The organism is Micromonospora sp. WMMD882 (assembly GCF_027497255.1).
GTDB lineage: Bacteria > Actinomycetota > Actinomycetes > Mycobacteriales > Micromonosporaceae > Micromonospora.
Genome location: NZ_CP114903.1, coordinates 1,036,499 through 1,055,107, shown reverse-complemented (window position 1 = coordinate 1,055,107; position 18,609 = coordinate 1,036,499). Strand labels below are relative to the sequence as shown.

The 18,609-nt window shown below is 73.4% G+C and carries 15 protein-coding genes; 9 read left to right on the top strand and 6 right to left on the bottom strand.

Features of this window, described 5'->3' with window-relative positions; all coding sequences use genetic code 11:
- Nucleotides 1-85 precede the first annotated feature (85 nt).
- Nucleotides 86-829, top strand: a complete 744-nt coding sequence (locus tag O7606_RS03965; protein WP_281597635.1) for a DUF2071 domain-containing protein — start codon at nucleotides 86-88, stop codon at nucleotides 827-829.
- Here the strand turns inward: O7606_RS03965 and O7606_RS03960 are convergent.
- On the bottom strand, nucleotides 807-2,705 hold the full coding sequence (locus O7606_RS03960; RefSeq protein ID WP_281597634.1) for a BTAD domain-containing putative transcriptional regulator: 1,899 nt from the start codon (nucleotides 2,703-2,705) through the stop codon (nucleotides 807-809). The genes O7606_RS03965 and O7606_RS03960 overlap by 23 nt on opposite strands.
- A 168-nt stretch (nucleotides 2,706-2,873) precedes the next feature.
- On the opposite strand from O7606_RS03960, the gene O7606_RS03955 reads away from it, so the two are divergent.
- The 4 genes from O7606_RS03955 (at nucleotide 2,874) to mmsB (ending at nucleotide 7,870) form a co-directional block, all read left to right on the top strand.
- Nucleotides 2,874-3,674 carry a hypothetical protein gene (locus O7606_RS03955; protein WP_281597633.1) on the top strand — a complete coding sequence of 267 codons (801 nt, stop codon included), beginning with the start codon at nucleotides 2,874-2,876 and terminating at the stop codon, nucleotides 3,672-3,674.
- 253 nt (nucleotides 3,675-3,927) lie between these two features.
- The gene (gene chvE, locus O7606_RS03950) at nucleotides 3,928-5,070 is read left to right on the top strand and encodes a multiple monosaccharide ABC transporter substrate-binding protein (protein ID WP_281597632.1); all 1,143 of its coding nucleotides are present in this window, start codon (nucleotides 3,928-3,930) and stop codon (nucleotides 5,068-5,070) included.
- A gap of 41 nt (nucleotides 5,071-5,111) precedes the next feature.
- A complete protein-coding gene (gene mmsA, locus O7606_RS03945) occupies nucleotides 5,112-6,626 on the top strand; it encodes a multiple monosaccharide ABC transporter ATP-binding protein (RefSeq protein WP_281599481.1) in 1,515 nt (504 codons plus the stop codon).
- Nucleotides 6,623-7,870, top strand: a complete 1,248-nt coding sequence (gene mmsB, locus O7606_RS03940) for a multiple monosaccharide ABC transporter permease (RefSeq protein WP_281597631.1) — start codon at nucleotides 6,623-6,625, stop codon at nucleotides 7,868-7,870. The genes mmsA and mmsB overlap by 4 nt, the downstream gene beginning before the upstream one ends.
- Nucleotides 7,871-8,019: 149 nt before the next feature.
- Here the strand turns inward: mmsB and O7606_RS03935 are convergent, their stop codons facing one another.
- Entirely contained in the window at nucleotides 8,020-9,210 is a 1,191-nt protein-coding gene (locus O7606_RS03935) for a serine hydrolase domain-containing protein (protein WP_281597630.1), read from the bottom strand.
- Between the two features lie 322 nt (nucleotides 9,211-9,532).
- Here O7606_RS03935 and O7606_RS03930 point away from each other — a divergent pair, with 322 nt between their 5' ends.
- Complete coding sequence (locus tag O7606_RS03930) at nucleotides 9,533-10,042, top strand: flagellar protein FlhE (protein WP_281597629.1); 510 nt, start codon at nucleotides 9,533-9,535, stop codon at nucleotides 10,040-10,042.
- Between the two features lie 89 nt (nucleotides 10,043-10,131).
- Here O7606_RS03930 and O7606_RS03925 read toward each other — a convergent pair whose 3' ends face one another.
- Nucleotides 10,132-11,916, bottom strand: a complete 1,785-nt coding sequence (locus tag O7606_RS03925) for an extracellular solute-binding protein (RefSeq protein WP_281597628.1) — start codon at nucleotides 11,914-11,916, stop codon at nucleotides 10,132-10,134.
- Between the two features lie 85 nt (nucleotides 11,917-12,001).
- Nucleotides 12,002-13,294: a serine/threonine-protein kinase gene (locus O7606_RS03920; protein ID WP_281597627.1), complete on the bottom strand. Its 1,293-nt coding sequence runs from the start codon at nucleotides 13,292-13,294 to the stop codon at nucleotides 12,002-12,004.
- Between the two features lie 179 nt (nucleotides 13,295-13,473).
- On the opposite strand from O7606_RS03920, the gene O7606_RS03915 reads away from it, so the two are divergent.
- Together O7606_RS03915 and O7606_RS03910 are read left to right on the top strand one after the other, a co-directional pair.
- Entirely contained in the window at nucleotides 13,474-14,454 is a 981-nt protein-coding gene (locus O7606_RS03915; RefSeq protein ID WP_281597626.1) for a PfkB family carbohydrate kinase, read from the top strand.
- Nucleotides 14,444-15,274, top strand: a complete 831-nt coding sequence (locus tag O7606_RS03910) for a 5'/3'-nucleotidase SurE (protein WP_281597625.1) — start codon at nucleotides 14,444-14,446, stop codon at nucleotides 15,272-15,274. Before O7606_RS03915 ends, O7606_RS03910 begins: the two co-directional genes overlap by 11 nt.
- A gap of 48 nt (nucleotides 15,275-15,322) precedes the next feature.
- Here the strand turns inward: O7606_RS03910 and O7606_RS03905 are convergent, their stop codons facing one another.
- A complete protein-coding gene (locus tag O7606_RS03905; protein ID WP_281597624.1) occupies nucleotides 15,323-15,820 on the bottom strand; it encodes a GNAT family N-acetyltransferase in 498 nt (165 codons plus the stop codon).
- Nucleotides 15,821-17,181: 1,361 nt separating this feature from the next.
- Here O7606_RS03905 and O7606_RS03900 point away from each other — a divergent pair.
- Nucleotides 17,182-17,742, top strand: coding sequence for a hypothetical protein (locus tag O7606_RS03900; RefSeq protein ID WP_281597623.1), 561 nt, complete (start codon nucleotides 17,182-17,184; stop codon nucleotides 17,740-17,742).
- A gap of 45 nt (nucleotides 17,743-17,787) precedes the next feature.
- Here the strand turns inward: O7606_RS03900 and O7606_RS03895 are convergent, their stop codons facing one another.
- Nucleotides 17,788-18,576 carry an NAD-dependent deacylase gene (locus tag O7606_RS03895; protein ID WP_281597622.1) on the bottom strand — a complete coding sequence of 263 codons (789 nt, stop codon included), beginning with the start codon at nucleotides 18,574-18,576 and terminating at the stop codon, nucleotides 17,788-17,790.
- Between the last annotated feature and the right edge of the window lie 33 nt (nucleotides 18,577-18,609).

Below are 18,609 nucleotides of genomic sequence, written 5' to 3'. Positions count from 1 at the left end.
GCGACGGAGCAGCCCAACCGCCCCCGCGGGGGAACAGTCGCGGGCCGGTGACCGGCGTCCGGGCCGGGCAGGCCACTATGGATGGATGGACATCGAGGCGGTGGAACCCGCGCCCGCGGCAGATCTCTCCCCGGCGATCCTGCGGCAGTCCTGGCGGGATCTGACCTTCCTCCACTGGGCGGTGCCACCGGCGCAGGTCGCGCCCCTGCTGCCCGCCGGGACCCGACCGGACACCGTCGACGGGACCAGTCACGTCGGCCTGATCGCCTTCCGGATGGTCGGGGTGGGGCTCGGCCGGGGGCCGGCGGTGCCGTACCTCGGCAGCTTCTGGGAGACCAACGTCCGGCTCTACTCCGTCGACGACACCGGCCGGCGGGCCGTGGTGTTCCGCTCGCTCGACGCCTCCCGGCTGTTGCCGGTGCTGGTCGCCCGGGTGACGCTCGGGCTGCCGTACCTGTGGTCGGCGATGCGGATGGAGCGGGACGGCGACCTGCGCACCTACCGCTGCCGCAGGCGCTGGCCCGGCCCGACCGGCGCGACCAGCCGGATGACCGTCCGGGTGGGCGAGCCGGTCGACGAGCCGACCCCGCTGGAGCACTTCCTCACCGCCCGCTGGGCGCTGCACACCAGCGCGTACGGCCGCACGCTGCGCCTGTCGAACTGGCATCCCCGCTGGCCGCTGCGCCGCGCCGAGTTGCTGCGCCTGGACGACGAACTGGTCGCCGCCGCCGGCCTGCCGACGCCGACCGGGCCACCGGTGAGCGTGCTGTACTCCCCCGGCGTCCCGGTGGTGTTCGGCCCGCCGGTCACCGTGCGACGACCCGGCTGACCGCGACCCGCCGCACGTACGGCGTCACCGCGCCGGTTCGGCCGCTCCCGGCTCGGCCGCGTCCGGACCGGAGGCGTCCGGTCCGGACGCGTTCCCCCGTGGCCGGGGCGTCGAGCTGGTCGGCGGCGTACGCGCGCACGCAGCTCAGCAGGGCGAAGCGGCGTGGGGCGCAGGTGGTGTCCACGGTGACCAGCGACTTGCGGACCAGCGCGACGAGATCCACGACGACGCCCTCGTCGCCCGGGTGCTCCGCCCCGACCCGTCGCGCCGCGTCCAGGTCGAAGGCGCCGTCGAGGACGCTGAGCCGGTTGAGCAGGCGTCGTTGCCGCCCGGTCAGCCGGCGGCAGCTCCAGCCGATCGCGTCCGCCAGGGACCGGTGCCGTGGCGGGCCGTGCGGGCCGGCGGCGAGCAGCGCGAACCGGCCGGTCATCCGGTGGGCGACCTCGGTCAGGGACAGCGCCCGGCACTGCGCGGCGGCCAGTTCGATGGCGAGCGGGAGCCCGTCGAGGTCCGCGCAGAGCCGCGCGGCGACCGCCGGGTCGTCGGTCGGGGCGCCCGCCGCCGTGGCCCGGTCGGTGAGCAGGGCGACGGCGTCGGCCGGGGGCAGCGGCGGGATCGTCACGACCCGCTCGCCGGGGGTGTCGAGGGCTTCCCGGCTGGTGGTGAGGATCCGCAGCCGGGGGCAGCGGGCGAGCAGCTCGCCGACCACCGGCGCCAGCCCCGGCAGCAGGTGTTCGGCGTTGTCGACGACCAGCAGGGTCGCCCGGTCGGCCAGTACGGCGGTGAGCTGCCCGAGGTCACCGGCCGGCGCGCCGAGCGCGGCGGCCAGCGCGCCGACCACCGCCCCGGGGGACCGCAGCTCGGCCAGCTCGACCAGCCACGGTCCGTCCGCGTCGGCCCGGCGCCGGGCCAGCTCGATCGCCAGCCGGGTCTTGCCGACGCCCGCCGGGCCGGTGAGCGTGACCAGCCGGTGCGCGGCGACGGCGGCCCGGACGTCCGCCAGGTCGGCGGCGCGCCCCACGAACGACGAGACCGGGGTGGGCAGATTTCCGCCGCCGGGCCGCGCCGGCCCGGCGGCGACGGCCCCGGTGGCCGGGGCGAGCGACTCGTCGTGGCTGAGGATCGCGGTCTCCAGGCGGCGCAGGGCGGGCCCGGGGTCGACGCCGAGGCGCTCGGCCAGCCGGCGGCGGGCCCGGTGGAGCACACCGAGCGCGTCGCCCTGCCGACCGAGCCGGTAGAGCGCGAGGGCGAGCAGCTCCCAGGCCCGTTCCCGCAGCGGATGTTCGAGGACGAGGGCCTGCAGCTCACCGAGCACGGCGGCGTGCCGCCCCAGGTCGAGCAGGGCGGTGAGCCGCAGCTCGACGGCGGTGGCGCGCAGCGACTCCAGCCGGGTCACCTCGGGCAGGGCGAACGGGGTGTCGCCGACGTCGGCGTAGGCCGGCCCGCGCCACAGGGCCAGCGCGGTCTCCAGGGTCGACACCGCCTCAGCCGAGCGGCCCCGGTCCAGCAGGACGCCACCGTGGCCGACCAGCGCGGTGAACCGGTCGGCGTCGACCCGGTCGGGTGGCAGGCGGATCGCGTACCCGGGGCCCTCGCGGACGAGCAGGCCCCCGGACCGGGAGGCGCGTTGCGGTTCCAGCGCCCGACGCAGGCCGGCGATGTAGCCGTACAGGGTGGCGCGGCTGGCGGTCCGGTCGTGGTCACCCCACACCAGCTCCCGCAGGCGTTCCGCCGGCAGGGTCCGCCCCCGGGCGACGAGCAGGGCCGCCAGCACCATCCGTTGCCGGCGACCGCCGAGCGCCACCGGCTCGTGGTCGCGGCGGGCGCTGACCGGGCCGAGCACGCACAGGTCGACGTCCGTCGCCGCAACCGTCACGCCCGCCTCCGCCCTCCCGGGATGCCGATGCCGTCGCCCTCGGCGCGGGCCCGTCGTCCCGCTGATCCTGTGAGACGCCCACGGTGATCCGGATGGTTCGTGTCGGGTAGCGGACTGCCCGGCCGGTTTCCCAGACGGATCCAAGATCGGCCGCGTTGGCTGTCGGTCATGAGACGTCTTCTCGCGGCCGTCGCCGCGACGGTGGCCGCCGCGGCCGTCACCGTCACGGTCGCCGCCGCTCCCGCTTCCGCCCGCCCCGACTGCGACGCGTTCCCGCCGCCGCCGATCTGCCAGCCGCCGCCGGAGGACCCGCCGCCGCCGGAGGGCAGCGACAAGTCCCCCACCGGCCGGGTCGACTCGTACGGTTTCGCCAACGGTCAGTTCCACGTCCGGGGTTGGGCCCGGGACGTCAACGGCGGGCCGGTCACCGTCTGGGTGAACGTCGACGGGCCGTTCGTCGGCGGGTTCCCGGCCGGGCAGTGGCACGCCGGGCAGGGCGGGTACGTGGGCTTCGACATCGTCGTGCCGGCGCCCTCGACGGCCGGCACCCACCAGGTGATGCTCACGCTGGTGAACGTGCCCGACGGCACCCAGCCGGCGGCGCCGTACTCGTCGATCATGAACGTGCTGACCTACACGGTCACGCCGACCGCGCCGACCGACCTGAGCCTGACGGCCGGCAAGGTCAACGGCCAGCCCGCGGTCACGGTGGGCTTCGTCGACCGCTCCACCAACGAGGAGGGTTACTCGATCACCTACGACTGGGTGGCCCGCAAGTTCGAGGACGGGCGGTGGGTGATCACCACCGAGGCCCGGACCGTCCAGGTCGGACCGGGCGCGGGAACGGGCTGGTACAGCCACACGGTCGTTCCGCTGCTGCCCAACACGTTCTACCGGTTCTACGTCCGGACCCGGGAGAACGGCATGCTGTCGGAGACGGTCACCGCCGGAGTCTCCACTCCGGAGTGACGGTCGGGCGTGATCCGTCGGGTCGCGTCGTGGATGGTGGGCGGCGTCGGCTCGTCGTCGTTCCACCGTCCCGCTTCCGCGCCCGGGGCCCGCTGACGGGCCCCGGGCGCGGGCCTGTCGGGGCGTCCCGGGGGTTTGTTACGCGACCGTGACCAGCACATTGCCGGTACCCGTTGACCGATGATTATGTTAGCGCTAACACTATCCAGACGTGGCCGCGACGGGCAGCGGCACGAGGTCCGGGAGGCATGTGGTGGGCAGACGACTGGTGGCGGCGCTCGGCGGCGTCGCGTTGGCGCTGAGCCTGGTGGCCTGCAGCGGCGAGGGCGCCGGCAGCGGGGGCGACACGGCGGAGAAGAAGCCGGGTGACCTGACCATCGGGGTGTCCATGCCGACACAGACCTCGGAGCGGTGGATCGCCGACGGCAACGCGGTGAAGGAGAAGCTGACCGCCAAGGGTTACCAGGTCGACCTCCAGTACGCCGGCGACGACATCCCCACCCAGGCGCAGCAGATCGACCAGATGATCACCCGGGGCGCGGACGTCCTGGTCGTCGCGGCGATCGACGGCACCGCGCTGAGCGGCCAGCTCCAGGCGGCGGCCGAGGCGAAGATCCCGGTCATCTCGTACGACCGGTTGATCCTGAACACCCCCAACGTCGACTTCTACGTCAGCTTCGACAACTACAAGGTCGGCGTCGCCCAGGCCACCGCCCTGCTGGTCGGGCTCGGCCTGCAGACCAAGGACGGCGCGAAGGGCGCGGCGACCGGGCCGTTCAACATCGAGCTGTTCGCCGGGTCGCTGGACGACAACAACACGCAGTACTTCTTCAAGGGCGCGATGGACACCCTCAAGCCGTTCCTCGACGCCGGCACCCTGAAGGTGAAGTCCGGCCAGACCCGCATCGAGCAGGCGGCGATCCTGCGGTGGCAGCAGGAGACCGCGCAGAAGCGGATGGAGGACCTGCTCACCTCCGCGTACAACGACGGCTCGACCGTCCAGGGTGTGCTGTCGCCGTACGACGGCCTGTCCCGGGGCATCATCACCGCCCTGCAGAACGCCGGATACGGCACGGGGAGCAAGAAGATGCCGGTGGTCACCGGCCAGGACGCCGAGGTCGCCTCGGTGAAGCTGATCAACGACGGGGTGCAGGGCTCCACGGTGTTCAAGGACACCCGGCTCCTCGCCGAGCAGGCGGTCCGCGCGGCGGAGGCGTTCCTCCAGGAGAAGACGCCGGAGGCGAATGACACCACGACGTACGACAACAAGGTGAAGGTCGTCCCGTCGTACCTGCTGCCGATCGAGACCGTCTACAAGGAGGACATCACCAAGGTGCTGGTCGACTCCGGTTACCTGACGGCCGAGGAGGTCGCCGCCGGTCAGGCCAAGAAGTGAGCGCCGACATCGGGACGACCACGGCCGGCACCATCCTGGAGATGCGGGGCATCACCAAGACCTTCCCCGGCGTGGTGGCCCTGCGGGACGTCTCACTCGCGGTACGACGTGGCGAGATCCACGCCATCTGCGGCGAGAACGGCGCCGGCAAGTCCACCCTGATGAAGGTGCTCTCCGGGGTGCACCCGAGCGGCAGCTACACCGGCGAGATCGTCTTCGACGGCTCGCCGGTGCAGTTGCGCGGCATCCGCGACAGCGAGGCCCGCGGCCTGGTCATCATCCACCAGGAGCTGGCCCTGGTGCCGTACCTGTCGATCGCGGAGAACATCTTCCTCGGCAACGAGCGCCGCGGCCCCGGCGGCCTGATCGACTGGAACCGGGCCAACGCCGAGGCCGGCAGGCTGCTGGCCTCGGTCGGCCTGGCCGAGAACCCGGTCACCCCGGTCGGTCAGCTCGGGGTCGGCAAGCAGCAGCTCGTCGAGATCGCCAAGGCGCTGTCCAAGCAGGTACGGCTGCTGATCCTGGACGAGCCGACCGCGGCGCTCAACGACGTCGACTCGGCGCACCTGCTCGGCCTGCTGCGCCGGCTGCGGGACCAGGGCATCACCTGCATCCTGATCTCCCACAAGCTCAACGAGGTCACCGCGATCGCCGATTCGATCACCGTCCTGCGGGACGGTCGCACCGTCGAGCGGTTCGACACCGCCGGCGGGGTCACCCAGGACCGGATCATCCGGGCCATGGTGGGCCGCGACCTGGAGTCGTTCTACCCGGACCGGGTCTCCTCCCCCGGCGCGGAGGTGCTGCGGATCGAGGACTGGACGGTGCGCCATCCCGTCCAGGACCGCACCGTCGTCGACCGGGTCAACCTGACGGTCCGCGCCGGCGAGGTGGTCGGGATCGCCGGGCTGATGGGCGCCGGCCGGACCGAGCTGGCGATGAGCGTCTTCGGCCGCTCCTACGGACGCGACATCACCGGCCGGCTGTTCCTGCACGGTCGGGAGGTCCGGGCCCGCACCGTCGCGGAGGCGATCCGCAACGGCATCGCGTACGCCACCGAGGACCGCAAGCGGTACGGGCTGAACCTGATCGAGGACATCCGCCGCAACGTGTCGGCCGCCGCGCTGGGCAAACTGTCCCGGTTCGGCTGGATGCACGACAACGAGGAGATCAAGGTCGCCGAGGAGAGCCGGCGCGACCTGAACATCCGGGCGCCCAGCGTGATGTCCGTCGTCGGCAAGCTCTCCGGGGGCAACCAGCAGAAGGTCGTCCTGTCGAAGTGGCTGTTCACCGACCCGGACGTGCTGATCCTGGACGAGCCGACGCGCGGCATCGACGTCGGGGCCAGGTACGAGATCTACACGATCGTCAACCGGCTGGTGGCCGACGGCAGGGCGGTCCTCATGATCTCCTCCGAGCTACCCGAACTGCTCGGCATGTGCGACCGCATCTACACGCTCTCGGCCGGCCGGATCACCGGCGAGCTGCCGGTGGGCGAGGCCACCCAGGAGAGGCTCATGCAGCTCATGGCACAGGACAGGGAAACCAAGGGATGACCGTCAGCAAGTCCAGGACCGGCCCGGAGCGCCCCTCGTCGGACGCGCCCAGCGACGCCCTGCACGCCGGCACCAGCGACCCGCGTACGCTGATCATGAACAACCTGCGGCAGAGCGGCATCTTCGTCGCCCTCGTGGTCATCGTCGCGCTGTTCGCGTTTCTCACCGACGGCGTCCTGCTCAGCCCCGGCAACATCACCAACATCGTCCTGCAGTACTCCTACATCCTGGTGCTCGCCATCGGCATGGTCATCCTGATCATCGGCGGGCACATCGACCTGTCGGTGGGGTCGGTGGTGGCGCTCACCGGCGCGGTCTCCGCCGTGCTGGTCATCCAGCAGGGCCTGCCCTGGTGGGTGGGCATCCTGGCGGCGGTGGCCGTGGGCCTCGCGGTCGGCGCCTGGCACGGCTTCTGGGTGGCGTACGCGGGCATCCCGGCGTTCATCGTCACCCTGGCCGGCATGCTGCTGTTCCGTGGCCTGACGCTGCGGGTGCTGGACAACATCTCGCTGTCGCCGTTCCCGACCGAGTACCAGCAGATCGCGGCGGGCTTCCTCAACGGGCTGCTCGGCGGGCAGGGATACGACGCCTTCACCCTGCTGATCGCCGCCGTCGCGGTGGCCGGCTGGGCGGTCAGCGGCTTCCGTACCCGGGTGGCGCGGATCCGGTACCAGCAGCCCGTCGAGTCGTTCCCGCTGTTCGTCCTGCGGGTGGCCCTGGTCGGGGTCGTGGTCATGTACTTCGCCTGGCAGCTCGCCCACGCCCGGGGCCTGCCGATCGTCCTGATCATCCTGGCCGTCCTGGTGCTCGGCTACGGCCTGCTGACCCGGCGGACGGTCTTCGGCAGGCAGGTCTACGCGATCGGCGGCAACCTGGCCGCGGCGCAACTGTCCGGAGTGAAGGTCCGCACCGTCAACTTCTGGGTCTTCGTCAACATGGGCTTCCTGGCCGCCGTGGCGGGGGTCATCTACTCGTCCCGGTCCAACGGGGCGCAACCGGCCGCCGGCAACATGTTCGAGCTGGACGCCATCGCCGCCGCGTTCATCGGCGGCGCGGCCGTCACCGGGGGCGTCGGCACCGTCGTGGGCGCGATGGTCGGCGGTCTGATCATGGCGGTGATGAGCAACGGCATGCAGCTCATGGGCGTCGACCAGTCGATGCAGTCGGTGGTGAAGGGCCTGGTGCTGCTGGTCGCGGTCGCCTTCGACGTCTACAACAAGCGGCGGGCCGGCGCGGCCCGCTGACCGGACCATCGGGTCCTGCCGGGGCCCCCGCGTCCCCGTCCGGTCGGGTCAGGCCGGGCGGGGACGCGGCACGTCACGGACCGGGCCAGCGTCGGGGCGGCGCTGCTGGCCGCGCCGGGCCTGCCGAACGCCGGGCCGGTTGTCGGAGGTCAACGGGTCGGCGACGGCTCCTCGGTCGACGTCGGGCGCGCGACGGCCAGGCAGTCCCGCAGGGCGGCGGTGAGCCGGTCGGCCCGGTCGTCGTCGACCCCGCCCATCTGGTTGACCACGTAACCGAAACCGATGCCGTGGGCGTCGTCGCCGAAGGCCAGGTGCCCGCCGGCCCCGTCGTGGCCGAAGCTGCGCGGCCCGAGCATCGGCTTGCCGGGCGGCGAGTGCAGCAGGAAACCGGTGCCCCACCGGTGCCCGGCGTCCGGCCCGCCCTGGAACTGCCGCCCCCCGACCCGCACGACCGTCGCGTCGTCGACGGAGGCGGTGGTCAGCAGCGCGGGCCCGGCCACCGGGGACACGCAGGCGGCGTAGAGCCGGGCCAGGCCGTCGGCGGTGCTGACCGCGCCGGCCCCGGGCAGCCCGGCCGCCTGGATGGCCGGGTCGTTGAAGCTGACCAGCCCGGCGTCGTCGGCGGGGAACGGGAACGCGCCGTTCATCGTCGCCGACCGGTCGGCCAGCGGGTCCGCCGGACCGGGCGGGCCGGGCGGCGCGGCCAGCGTCCAGGCGACCGAGTCCCGTTCCCCGGCCGGCAACCCGAGCCAGGTACGCAGACCGAGCGGGCCGCCGAGGGTCCGCTGGACGAACGCGCCGGGCAGCTCACCGGTGACCCGACGGATCACCTCGCCGACCAGCCAGCCGTAGGTCATCGGGTGGTACCGGTGCGCGGCGCCCGGAGTCCAGAGCGGACGCTGCTCCGCCAGCGCCTCGACGACCGGCGTCCAGGCGAGCACCTGCGGCAGGGTCAACGCCCGGTCCACCGCCGGCAGGCCCGACTGGTGCGTGAACAGCCACCGCACCGGGATCTCCGCCTTGCCCTGCCGGCCGAACTCGGGCCAGTAGCGCACGACCGGCGCGTCGAGATCCAGCCGGCCCTGCTGCACGAGCAGGTACGCGCAGACCGCCAGGATCCCCTTCGTGCAGGAGAAGACGACCGCCGGGGTGTCGGGCGTCCAGGGTCGCCCGGAGCGCGGGTCGGCGACGCCGCCGTGCAGGTCGACGACCCGGCGGCCGTGCCGGTAGACGACGACGGACGCGCCGACCTCGCCACGGGTGGCGAAGTTGTCGCGGAACACGTCGGCCACCCGGCCGAACCCCTCGTCGACGTCGCCGTGCACACGTGGCGTGCTCACCCGTCGGCCCTCCCGGTGGCCCGTGGCTGGTGGCCGTCCCGGCCGGGCCTGGACCGGGAGCTGCCGGGGCGGTCGGCGCGACGCCGACGACCCCGGTGGACGCGACGGTCAGCCTACCGTCGCGGCCGGCCCGCTGTCCGTCCCGTCCGCGCTCGCCCAGCCCGGCCCACGCCATCGGCGACCACGGTTACGTACAATTACGTGTCGATTCTTTCGGAGGGCGCGACAAGCGGTTCGGGCGGCCGTTGAGTTGATTTCGCCGCCATCGATAACCTCGTTTTCCCCACAGTTTTGCGGGCTTTCGGAAAGGGGAACGGAACAGATGCGCGAGATCAGAGGAGCCGGGCCGGGCCGACGCCGGTGGGCGTTCCCGGGGTCCGTGGTGGCCGCGGTGGTGCTCGCGGTCACGCTGGGCACGGCCGCCCCCGCCCAGGCCGCCACGTCGAGCTGGGGTTCCACCCAGCAGACCACCTACCCCACCATCTACCAGACCAACTGGGTGTACTTCGGCACCGCGTTCACCGCGCCGGCCGGCACGCCGTCGACCGGGCGGATCAGCTCGGTCTCCTGGCGGTGGGAGTTCCTCAACCTGCCGCCGTCGCTGACCACGTACACCGTGTACCTGTGCGCGAGCACCAACGGCACGAACTGCCTCAACGTCACGCCCAACTGGTCGTCGCAGGCGTGGAGCGGCTCCACCACGGCGTTCGCCAACTTCCCGGCGAACACCACCTTCCAGTACGCGGTGTACCTGTCGGCGTCGACGACGTACGTCGTCAACCCGCCCCGGTACAGCCGCAGCTACACCCTCGACGTCACCTACAACTACTGACCTCTCCCGGCTCGACCGGGCGGGCGGCCCCCGACCCCGGGGACCGCCCGCGCCGGCGCCCCGGTCGCGGTCGACCGGACCCGGTCGGCTCAGAAACTGCTCACCAGTTTGACGAAGGCCTCGTCGATCAGCGCCGGATCGGTGGCGTCGAACGCCTTACCCGAGGACGCCTTGGCGATCTGGTCCAGGGTGGCGAGATCCGACTCCCGGTCGAAGGCGATGCAGAAGACCTTCACCGGGCGGTCCGGATCCAGGGCGACGTCGGCGAGCAGCCGCTTCAGGTCGTTGTCCCGGCGGTACTCGTTCTTGCCGTCGGTGAGCACCACGACGGCGTTGATCCGGTTCGGGTCGTACCGGTCGAGCAGGTGCCGGTGCGCGGCCCGGACGGTCGCGTAGAGCGCGGTGCCACCCTCGACGTGCAGGCCGGCGATGCGGCTGGTGACCTGCTTCTGGTCGAACTCGCCGAGCCGGACCTCCTCCCGGTACGGTCCGCCCGGACGCTGCGACGTCTCCGACGAGAAGGACCACAGGCCCACCCGGTCCTCCGGGTTGAGCAGCGCGAGGCCCTTCGCCGCCGCCGCCGAGGCGACCTGGAAGCGGGTCCGGTTGCCGACCGCCGCCTCCATCGAGCCGGAGGTGTCCAACGCGATCAGGATGTTGGCCTTCTTGCGCAGCGTGCTCCAGCCGTCCAGCATCGCCTCCACCACCGCCGGGTCCGGCGGCGCGAAGTAGGTCAGGCCGCCGGCGGGCTCGGCGCCGACGCTGGCGAGCAGCTCCGCCGGGGCATGGCCCTCGTGGTCCCGGAAGCCGAGCGCCGCGAAACCCCGCTGCTGGGGCTCCTCGGTCAGGAAGGCCAGGAAGTCCTCCGCCGCGACGCGTTGCCGCTCGTCGGCGGAGGGCAGCACCACGTACGGGTGGTCCAGGTTGAAGGTGCCCTCCTTCGGGTGTACGGCGACCAGCGGGACGGTGGGCCGCCGGCCCTGCTGCCGTCCCTCCTCCCGGGGGCTCAGCATCCCCTCGTTGTAGAGGTGGACCAGCTCCTCCTGGAGGACCACGGCGCTCAGGTCGTCGGCGCTGCCGCCCCCACCGGCCAGGTCCGCCTCGGCGAGATCCCGCAGCAGGTCCACCGAGTCGTCGCTGTAGTGCGACACGTTGGCCTCGATCCGGCGGACGAACTGGGTGACCTTCGGGTCGGTCAGGTCCGACCGGGTCAGGTCGCTGGACCGCTGCACGGCGGCGTAGTAGGTGGCGATGGTGGCAGCCAGGCCCGACGTGGACAGGTTCGGATTGTCCTTGCCGAAGGTGAACCGGCCCCACTCCGGCCTACCGAACCCGGCCCAGCCCTCCCGGCCGGAGAGCCCGAGGATCTCCCCCCAGCCCATCGGGCCGCGCTGGCGTACCAGGTCGCCCTTGGGTTTCGGCATCGCGATGACCAGCGGGCTGTTGGCGATCGACGGATACCGGTCCGGGGTCTGCGGCGCCCGACCGGCGGCCCGGTCGAGCAGCCGGAGCTGGCCGGTCCACAGGCTCGACGTCGGCAGCCACACCTGCGGCTCGGGCAGCCCGACGCCGACCCAGCCGGCGGCCAGCGCCTCGGTCGCCTTGCCCGAGTTGAGCGCGCTGACGTGCACCCGCGCGCAGCCGCCCCCGGGCAACATCCGATCGCTGCTGTCGTACCGCTCGGCGAGCTCCACCAGCAGCGCCGCCTTCTCGGTCGAGGAGGTGACCTCCAACGTGGTCGCGCAGTCGGCGCGTGGACGACCGCCGTCCGCGGCCCGCTCCCGGACGAGCACGAACGCCCCGCCGATGACCAGCATGCCGGCGGTGACAGCGGCGGTGTACGGCAGCCATGATCGGGCGCGCGACGGGGCCATGGGGACGTCCTCCTCGGCGGTCGACTGTCGGCAGCCAACCTATCCGCCCGGCGCCACCCCGGCGGCGGCGGACCGGCGCCCGCGGTCAGCGACCGTCGCCCCGATCACCCACCAGCACCGCGACCAGCAACCGCACCAGGTAGACCACGCCGAAGGTGGCCGCGCCGGTCGCCACCGCCACGGTCGCGGCGTTCGCGGCCAGGTAGCCGGCCGCCGCGCCGACCGAGCCGAGGAAGATGGCGGTCGAGATCCCCCAGGCGTCGGCGGCCTCCCGGCGCCACCGCCGTCCCCAGTGGTCACCACCGGTCGGATCAGGCGGCCCGCCGGTCAGCGGAAGACCGTACCCGCCGACGGCCGGAACCGGTTGCCCGCCGGCCGTCGGGGTGGGCCGGGCGCCGGCCGGCGGAACGGGCTGCGCGCCGGAGGTCGCGGTGGGGCCGGTGGCGGGAGGCGGGGGCAGTGGCGGCGGGTGGTTCGGGGTCGGCGCGCCCGCCGTGTCGTTGCCGACCTGCAGGACGGTCTCCGGCCGCAGCGCGGCGGTGACCCGGGTGTCCTGCCCGAGCAGCCGGATCAGCACCTGCTCGGCCACCGGTCGGTCCGCCGGGTCCTTGGCCAGGCACTGCTGGATCAGCTCGGCCAGCCCCGGCGGCAGCGGCGGCAGGTCGGGCGGATCGTTCACCACCCGGTGCATCACCGCGAAGAGCGAGTCGTTGCCGAACGGCGGCCGACCGCCGGCGGCGAAGGCCATGGTGGCGGCCCAGGCGAACACGTCGCAGGGCGGACCGACCGAGTCGTTGCGGAACCGCTCCGGCGCCATGTACGCGGTGGTGCCCATCACCCGGCTGGTGACCGTCTCGGTGTTGCCCAACGCCCGCGCGATGCCGAAGTCGATCACCCGGGGGCCGTCCCGGCCGAGGACCACGTTGTCCGGTTTGAGGTCGCAGTGCACCACGTCGGAGCGGTGGATGGCGGCCAGCGCGGTGGCGGTGCCGACGGCGAGCCGGTGCAGCGCGTTGCCGGTGACCGGGCCCTGCTCGCGGACGTGCCGGTACAGGGTGGGCCCCTCGATGAACTCGCTGACCACGTAGGGGCGCTCGCCGTCCACGTCGGCGAAGAGGACCTGCGCGGTGCAGAACGGGGCGACCCGACGGGCCGCCGCGATCTCCTTCATGAACTGGGAACGGGCCCGCGGCTCGCTCAGGTCAATGTTGATCATCTTGACGGCGACCCGCTGACCCTGGTCATCCGCGCCGAGGAAGACCACGCCCTGACCGCCCGCGCCCAGTCGGCCGAGCAGCCGGTAGGGACCGGCGGTGACCGGATCGTGCGTCCACAGCGCGGTCAGCCCCGGCACCGACGCGTCGCCCAACCCTGTCATCGGCGACTCCCAGTCGTCGGGCCCCGGCCACCCGCCGACCGGGGACACCGGCCATCGTGCCATGCCGCGCCGACCCCGCCCCCACCCCGCCGAACGCGGGCACGGGCGGCTGCCCGACGTCCCGGTCGCCGGGATGGCCGGGACGGTTCAGCGGCCGGCCGCCGGGGCAGTAGGTGGCCATGGACAAGCGTGTGATGGTCTTCGCCCCGGCGCCGCTGTTGACCGTGACGATCGAGCAGCAGGCCGACGCGGTCGAGCTGCACCTGCACCCCGGCGGCCAGGGCGTGTGGCAGACCCGCATGATCACCTGTCTGGGGGTGCCCGTGACGCTGTGCGTGTCGCTCGGCGGCGAGGTCGGTGACACCCTGGGCAGGCTCCTCGACGAGGAGGACGTGACACTGCGCGTCGTCCGTCGCGGCGCCTCCACCGGCTGGTACGTGCACGACCGGCGGGACGGCTCCCGGGCGGAGATCGCGGAGGACCCGGGAGCGCCGATGGTCCGCCACGACATCGACGACCTGTACACCGTCACGCTGACCGAGGGGCTGCGCGCGCCGGTCAGCGTGCTCAGCGGCCCGGCCTCCCCGGACGTGGTGGACCCGGACATCTACCGGCGGCTCGCCGCCGACCTGAGCGCGAACGGCGGGATCGTGGTGGCCGACCTGTCCGGCGACTACCTGAGGGCGGTGCTGGACAGCGGGGTGGCCGTGCTCAAGGTCAGCCACGAGGAGCTGATCGACGACGGGTACGCCGACGACGACAGCGTCGGGACGCTGCTGGCCGCCGGACGCGCGTTGCAGCGCAAGGGCGCGACGTCGGTGCTGATCAGCCGGGCCGGGGAGCCGGCGCTGGCCCTGCTCGACGACGGCCCGGCGCGACTGGTGCACGCTCCCCCGCTGGAGCTGGCCGATCACCACGGCGCCGGCGACTCGATGACCGCGGGCGTCGCCGCCGTGCTCGCCCGGGGCGGGGACATGGAGGAGGCGGTACGCACCGGAGCCGCCGCCGGGGCGCTCAACGTCACCCGGCACGGGTTGGGCACCGGACGCGCGGAGGCGGTACGGGAGCTCGTCGACCGGGTGCGGATCGTCCCGCTCGACGAGTCGGAGGGGCACGGGGCGGAGAACGACGGGGCGGAGGGGGACGACGGTGACCGGTGACCGGCCGGCCCGGGTGCTGGTGACCAACGACGACGGCGTGCACGCGCCCGGCATCCGCTGGCTCGCCCGCGCCGCGTACGACCGGGGCGCGGACGTGGTGGTGGCCGCGCCCCGGGAGGAGGCGAGCGGCATGAGCGCGGCGCTGTCCGCGGTGACCGACGAGGGGCGCGTGGTGTTCACCGGGACGGAGCTGGCCGGGCTGCCCGGGGTGCCGGCGTACGGTGTCGCCGCCTCACCGGCCTACATCGCGGTGCTGGCCGGGCTGGGGGTGTTCGGCCCGCCGCCGGACCTGGTCCTGTCCGGCATCAACCGGGGCGCCAACGCCGGGTACGCGATCCTGCACTCGGGCACGGTGGGCGCGGCGCTGACCGCCGGCAACAACGGCGCCCGCGCGCTGGCCGTGTCGTTGGACGTGCTGACGCCCACGGCGGCGAGCGCGGGCAGCGGCGGCGCGGCGATCGCCGTGCTGGACCAGGTCGACGACGAGAGCCGGCACTGGGCGACGGCAGCGGACCTGGCCGGCCGGCTGCTGCCCTGGCTGCTGGACGCGGCGCCGGGAACGGTGCTGAACCTCAACGTGCCCGACCTGCCGGCGGCAGAGGTGGCCGGGCTACGGCAGGCCACCCTGGCCCCGTTCGGCCAGGTGCAGATGACGGTGGCCGAGACCGGTGAGGGTTACGTCCGTACGTCCGTCGAGGAGAACGGCGGCCGTCGCCTGCCCGGCACCGACCTGGCCCTGCTGGCCGACGGCTACGCCGCCGTCACCGCCGTCCAGGGCCTGGCGCACCTGCCCGACGTGGTCCTGCCGACCGACGACTGAGCCCCCCCGCTGCTGGCCGCCGACGGTGGCCGGGCAGCCGCCGGGTGGTCAGGTGACGGTGGGGCTGCGGCGTTCGAGCAGGAGCACGTCGCGCCAGCGTCCGTGTCGCCGGCCGATCCGCTCGCGGACGCCGATGGTCCGGAAGCCGGCGCGGCGGTGCAGTTCGATGCTGGCCGTGTTCTCGGGGAAGACGCCGGACTGGATGGTCCAGATGCCGGCCGCCTCGGTGGACCCGACCAGGGTTTCCAGCAGCAGGCGGGCCACGCCGCGTCCCCGGGCGGTCGGCGCGACGTAGACCGAGTGCTCGACCACGCCGGCGTAGACGGCGCGGTTCGAGGTCGGCGACACGGCGACCCAGCCGAGCACCCGGCCACCGGGGTCCACGGCGACGAAGCGGTGGTCGGGCCGGCGACCGGCGTCGAACTCGGCCCAGGTGGGCGCGGTCGTCTCGAAGCTGGCGTCGCCGTCGTCCAGACCGGCCTGGTAGACGGCCAGGACCGCGTCGGCGTCCTGCGGGGTCATCGGGCGGACGGTGACGTCGACCATCAACGGGATCCGTTCCATTCGGGCGTCGGCGCCGGACGGGCGTCCGGCCCGGACGTCAGGGGCCGTGGTCTGCTCGCGGTGCAGGATACGGCGTGCGACGGTCCGAACCTCCGGCCGGCGACCGGCGGGTGGTGCGCCCGGCCGGCGACCGACGACCTACCCGCCCCTTTCGTGTCGATCATGGCCTTGTCGCTATTTTATGTGCGTGTCGTGACAACAGATCATGATGCGCGATCCGCAGGGCAGGGTGTGGAAGTTCCATCGGTAACGAGCCGGAAACCCGACGGCCGAAACCATTCGCCGCTGACCTCAGACGTTACTTGGCCGACATCTACGTATGGTCAAGTCGACGCATGAAACCAGCCGTTCCGAAAAGGGCCGCGCCGTCTACGCGCCGCCCGATCCTGGCCGTGTTCGGGCTGCTCGCGTTGACATCTTCCCTGGCGGTCGCCCCGGTTGGCGCGCAACCGGCCGCAGCCGCGGACGTCGCCATGCCAACCTGCTCGTGGGCCTCGAAGTACGGCGTGACGGGCTTGAACGCCTACTGGCCGGACAGCGCGGCCACTTACTGGTCGACCGTCTATCCGGTCACCCCGGGGTTGGAGATCACCATTTCCGGGGTTTTCCCGGACGCCCGTTACGCGTCTTTCAACGTCTATGACGACAAGCCGTCCCCCTTTACCCGCGATGGCGTCAGTTCCAGCCTGCCTGATTACCTGATCGCCCCGGACGCGGGCAGCGCCAACCCCTGGCAGACGGCTGCCGCCCCGGGTGGTCGGTTCACCATCAGGATCACCCCGGAGGTGTCGCCGGGGGAGGTCAACCGGCTCCCGCTGGCCCGGTCCGACGCGCCGGCCGGCGCGAAGGCATCGGTGATCTTCCGCGTCTACCTGCCCACCGGGGGCGACGCGACGGTGGCCCTGCCGACCGTGACCCTCACCCAGGACGGCGTGTCGACCACGCTGCCCCTGTGCCCTCCCACGGCGGCGGTCCCGCCATCGCCGGCCGCGACCACGTCCACGGCAAAGCGGTCGTCCGACTCCGTCGCCTCCGGCGGGCCGGGCCGTCCCCCGCACGCCGGGCCTCCCGGACCTCCCGGACCTCCCGGACCTCCCGGGCCCCCCGGGCCTCCCGGGCCCCCCGGACCTCCCGGGCCCCCCGGACCTCCCGGGCCCCCCGGACCTCCCGGACCTCCCGGACCTCCCGGACCTCCCGGACCTCCCGGACCTCCCGGACCTCCCGGACCTCCCGGACCTCCCGGACCTCCCGGACCTCCCGGACCTCCCGGACCTCCCGGACCTCCCGGACCTCCCGGACCTCCCGGACCAAGCGGGGAGAAGCTTTTCGTCCGTACCTCGGAGGTGGACAACCTCGCCCCGAACCCGGACAACGCGTACCTCGGCACCTGGCTCACCGCGCCCGGCGCGGACCAGGTCGTGGTGATCCGGGGTCGGGCGCCCCGCCCGGTCTCCGGCACCCACCCCGGGGTCTGGCCCCGCCGGCACACCGACGTCCGGTACTGGTCGATGTGCACCAACCTGGGCGGCCAGTACAAGCCTGTGGTGATCAACCGGTTCGCCGACGCGCCCACCAGCTACGGATGCCGCTACGACGACGACACCCGACTCGACCACCACGGTTACTACACCTACGTGCTCGGCACCGAGCAGCAACGGTCGACCATCGAGACAGTCCGGGACGTCACCTTCCTGCCGTTCTCCGTGTCGTACCCGACCACCCCGCACCTGGTCCTGCTGCGGAACCTGCTGCCCGTCGCCGGTTTCCCGCACTCCACCGCGAACGTGCCGGTGGACAGCCCGGCGGAGACCGCCGCGACCATCATGGGTCCGTACTACCCGCTGGTGAAGGTCTGCTCGCTGGCCGACCTCACCGCTGACGGGCCGCGCGGCTGCGGCGACTGACACCGGGCGGTACGGCGTGGACCGGCCGCGGTCCACGCCGTACCGTCAGCGGCGGCCGGTGTCGCCCCAGGTGGCCTCGACGAGCGCCGGCAGGACCCGGGCGGCCGGGCCGCGCAGGTTGACCTCGGCGACCGCGTCCACCGGGGTCTCCTCCGGGTTGACCTGGATCACGGTCGCGCCGAGCCGGGCCGCCGCGTGGGGCAGCTCGGCCGCCGGGTACACCAGGCCGGACGTGCCGACCGTCACCAGCAGGTCACAGGAGGAGACTGCCTCGACCGCGGCGGCCAGAGCCGCCCGGGGCAACTCCTCGCCGAACCACACCACGCCGGGCCGGACCGGAGCTGAGCACCGGACGCAGCCAGGTGGCGGCACCCGTCCCCCGGTCGGCCCGGCCTCCGTCGTGCCGTCGTCGGGGACGGACGCCGGACGCGCGCAGGCCGAGCAGCGCGGGGCGAACAGGCTGCCGTGCAGGTGCAGCGGGTCGACCGCGCCGGCCCGCTCGTGGAGGTCGTCGACGTTCTGCGTGACCAGGACGGCATGTGGGACGCGCGACTGGATGGCGGACACCGCCCGGTGGCCGGCGTGCGGCTCGGCCCGACTCACCAGGTGACGCCGCCACTCGTACCAACCCCAGACCAGGGCGGGGTCGGCCCGGAACGCCTCCGGGGTGGCCAGCGTCTGCGCGTCGAACTGCCGCCACAGGCCGGTGAGGGCGTCCCGGAAGGTCGGCACGCCGCTCTCCGCCGACATGCCCGCCCCGGTGAAGATCACCACCCGTCGGGCCTGGCCGAGCAGGGCCGCGGCCCGTCCGATCGGGGGGTGCTGCTGCCCCATGTGCCGTCCGCCTTTCCGTGCCACCGGCGCGGC